Here is a 4,051-nt window from a genome sequence, read left to right on the forward strand (position 1 = left end):
AAATCCCTCCCCGCCGCTTTGATGCGGTCATCGTTGGCGCCGGCGGTTCCGGCATGCGCGCGTCGTTGCAGCTGGCTGAAGCCGGCCTGAACGTCGCAGTGCTCTCGAAAGTTTTCCCGACCCGCTCGCACACAGTGGCGGCGCAGGGCGGTATCGGCGCGTCGCTCGGCAACATGGCCGAAGACAACTGGTTCTGGCACATGTTCGACACCGTCAAGGGTGGCGACTATCTGGGCGACCAGGATGCCATCGAATTCATGTGCCGCGAAGCACCGAAGGTCGTGTACGAACTGGAACACTTCGGCATGCCGTTCGACCGCAACCCTGACGGCACCATCTATCAGCGTCCTTTCGGCGGCCACACGGCCCACTTCGGCGAAAAGCCGGTGCAGCGCGCTTGCGCGGCAGCCGACCGTACCGGTCACGCCCTGTTGCACACGCTGTACCAGCGCAACGTGCGCGCCCGTACGCACTTCTTCGTTGAATGGATGGCGCTCGACCTGATCCGTGACGCCGAAGGCGACGTGATCGGTGTAGTCGCGCTGGAAATGGAAACCGGCGAATGCATGATCCTGGAAGCAAAAACGACGGTCATGGCAACGGGCGGCGCAGGCCGTATCTTCGCCGCGTCGACGAATGCGTTCATCAACACGGGCGACGGCATGGGCATGGCGGCACGCGCCGGCCTGCCGCTGCAAGACATGGAATTCTGGCAGTTCCACCCGACCGGCGTGGCCGGCGCGGGCGTATTGATCACCGAAGGCGTGCGCGGCGAAGGCGGCATCCTGATCAATAGCGAAGGCGAACGCTTCATGGAGCGCTATGCGCCTACCCTGAAGGATCTGGCGCCGCGCGACTTCGTCTCGCGTTCGATGGACCAGGAAATCAAGGAAGGCCGCGGCTGCGGTCCGAACAAGGACCACGTGATGCTGGACCTGCGCCATATCGGCGCCGACACCATCGCCAAGCGCCTGCCGTCGATCCTGGAAATCGGCCACAAGTTCGCCAACGTCGACGCCACCAAGGAACCGATTCCTGTCGTGCCGACGATTCACTACCAGATGGGCGGCATCCCGACGAACATCCACGGCCAGGTCGTCACCCCGACCGGTCCGGATAATTCGGCGAAAGTTGTCAACGGCCTGTACGCGATCGGCGAATGCGCTTGCGTTTCCGTGCACGGCGCCAACCGCCTGGGCACGAACTCGCTGCTCGACCTGGTGGTCTTCGGCCGCGCGGCCGGTAACCACATCGTCAACAGCGGTCTGAAAGCCAAGGAAAACAAGCCTTTGCCAGCCGATGCAGCCGACTTTGCCATGGGCCGCTTGCAGCGCCTGGAAAACTCGACCGGCACGGAAACCGTGCAGGGCGTGGCGAACGACATCCGCGCCACCATGCAGAAGTACTGTGGCGTGTTCCGTACCGACGAGATGCTGAACAAGGGCGTCGAAGAAATCATGAAGCTCGACGAGCGCCGCAAGCACGTCTCGTTCAAGGATAAATCGATGGTCTTCAATACGGCCCGCGTGGAAGCGCTGGAGCTGGACAACCTGATCGAAACGGCAAAGGCGACCATCGTCTCGGCAGCGGCCCGCAAGGAATCGCGCGGCGCCCACGCCCAGGACGACCACCCGACCCGCGACGACGACAACTGGATGAAGCACACGCTGTGGTATTCGGAAGGCAACCGACTGGAATACAAGCCAGTCGTGACCAAGCCTTTGACGGTTGATACCTTCAAACCGAAACCACGTACTTTCTAAGGCTATACCATGGCACGCACTCTCAAATTCAAAATCTACCGCTACGATCCTGACCAGGATGCCAAGCCTTACATGCAAGACCTGACGGTCGAGCTGAAAGACACCGACAAGATGCTGCTCGACGCACTGCAGCGCATCAAGTCGGACGTCGATGACTCGCTGGCCCTGCGCCGCTCGTGCCGCGAAGGCGTGTGCGGTTCGGACGCGATGAACATCAACGGCAAGAACGGCCTGGCATGCACGACCAACCTGAACGAACTGACCGAGCCTATCGTGCTGCGTCCGTTGCCAGGCTTGCCGGTCATCCGCGACCTGATCGTCGACATGACGCAATTTTTCAAGCAGTACGATTCGATCAAGCCTTTCCTGATCAACGATTCGATCCCGCCTGAAAAAGAACGCCTGCAGTCGCCGGAACAGCGTGAAGAACTCGATGGCCTGTACGAGTGCATCCTGTGCGCATGCTGCTCCACGTCGTGCCCGTCGTTCTGGTGGAATCCGGACAAATTCGTCGGCCCGGCCGGCCTGCTGCAAGCCTACCGCTTCATCGCCGATTCGCGCGACGAAGCCACGGGCGCGCGTCTGGACAACCTGGAAGACCCGTACCGCCTGTTCCGCTGCCATTCGATCATGAACTGCGTCGACGTCTGCCCGAAAGGGTTGAATCCGAACAAGGCGATCGGCAAGATCAAGGAATTGATGGTCCGCCGCGCGATCTGATCCCCCTGATCGCATCCGCCGGGCGCCGTTTGCGGGAAGAGGGTATCCTCTCTTGCCTGCAGGCGGCGCCTGCAAAGCAGCACCGTGCCGCAAGGCACACGTAAAGTGGTAAACCAAATGACAGAATCAATTTTGTCCTCGCATCAGGCCGACCCGGCCAACCGCGCCCGCCTGCGCTGGCGTTCACGCCGTGGCCTGCTGGAAAACGATATTATCCTGACCCGTTTTCTCGATGCGTATGAAACCGAATTGACCGATGAAGAAGTTGACGCGCTGACGCGTTTGCTGGATTTATCGGACAATGCGTTAATGGATCTGGTACTGGCCCGTAAAGAGCCGGAAGGCGAAGTCGATCTGCCGCATGTGCGCGCACTGCTGCAACGACTGCGCATTGCCTAGACGCCTGGGCGATATATTGCAAACGGTGCGAGTGGCGCGCTGTAGCACTGCCGAATTGCGGTGCGAATTGCAGCCAGAATTTTTGATTTTAATTTCGACTCACTCCCGAGAAGGAAGAGCCCATGAATATCTCTGACACAAAAGCTACCCTGTCGTTCTCCGATGGCAGCCCATCGCTTGAATTTCCAATCTACAAAGGCACGGTTGGCCCGGACGTCATCGACATCCGCAAACTGTACGCCGGTAGCGGCAAGTTCACCTACGACCCAGGCTTTATGTCGACGGCCGCCTGCAACTCGTCGATCACCTACATCGACGGCGACAAGGGCGAGCTGCTGTACCGTGGTTACCCGATCGAACAGTTGGCCGTCAACGCCGACTTCATGGAATCGTGCTACCTGCTGCTGAACGGCGAACTGCCGAACGCGGAACAGAAAGCCAAGTTCGTCGACACCGTCACCAAGCACACGATGGTGCACGAACAGATGCAATTTTTCTTCCGTGGCTTCCGCCGCGACGCGCATCCGATGTCGGTCCTGGTGGGCACCGTCGGCGCGCTGGCATCGTTCTACCATGATTCGCTGGACATCAACGACCCGCATCACCGCGAAGTGTCGGCCATCCGCCTGATCGCCAAGATGCCAACCCTGGTCGCCATGACCTACAAGTACTCGGTCGGCCAGCCGTTCGTGTACCCACGCAACGACTTGTCGTACAGCGCCAACTTCATGCACATGATGTTCGCCAATCCGTGCGAAGAGTACAAGGTCAACGACGTGCTGGTGCGCGCCCTGGACCGCATCCTGATCCTGCACGCGGACCACGAGCAAAACGCATCGACTTCGACCGTCCGTCTGGCCGGTTCGTCGGGCGCCAACCCGTTCGCCTGTATCGCTGCCGGTATCGCCTGCCTGTGGGGCCCTGCCCACGGCGGCGCCAACGAAGCGGCACTCAACATGCTGAAAGAAATCGGCACCGTCGAGAACATCCCTGCCTTCATCGAGCAAGTCAAGGACAAGAACTCCGGCGTCAAGCTGATGGGCTTTGGCCACCGCGTGTACAAGAACTTCGATCCACGCGCCAAGCTGATGCGTGAAACCTGCTACGAAGTGCTGCAAGAACTGGGTCTGCAAGACGACCCGCTGTTCAAGCTGGCGATGGAACTGGAA

Annotated in this window: 4 protein-coding genes; all 4 read left to right on the top strand. The window is 60.2% G+C overall.

Annotated elements, in window-relative coordinates:
- Positions 1 to 2 precede the first annotated feature (2 nt).
- Entirely contained in the window at positions 3 to 1,763 is a 1,761-nt protein-coding gene (gene sdhA / locus ASN89_RS27290) for a succinate dehydrogenase flavoprotein subunit (protein WP_082654781.1), read from the top strand.
- A 9-nt stretch (positions 1,764 to 1,772) separates the two neighbouring features.
- Complete coding sequence (locus ASN89_RS27295) at positions 1,773 to 2,483, top strand: succinate dehydrogenase iron-sulfur subunit (RefSeq protein WP_046685729.1); 711 nt, start codon at positions 1,773 to 1,775, stop codon at positions 2,481 to 2,483.
- A 117-nt stretch (positions 2,484 to 2,600) separates the two neighbouring features.
- On the top strand, positions 2,601 to 2,882 hold the full coding sequence (locus tag ASN89_RS27300; RefSeq protein ID WP_034752073.1) for a succinate dehydrogenase assembly factor 2: 282 nt from the start codon (positions 2,601 to 2,603) through the stop codon (positions 2,880 to 2,882).
- A 122-nt stretch (positions 2,883 to 3,004) separates the two neighbouring features.
- Positions 3,005 to 4,051, top strand: a 1,047-nt coding sequence (gene gltA / locus ASN89_RS27305; RefSeq protein WP_058051415.1) for a citrate synthase, incomplete at its 3' end; no start/stop codon positions are given.

Source organism: Janthinobacterium sp. Ant5-2-1 (assembly GCF_001445815.1).
Lineage (GTDB): Bacteria > Pseudomonadota > Gammaproteobacteria > Burkholderiales > Burkholderiaceae_D > Janthinobacterium > Janthinobacterium lividum_E.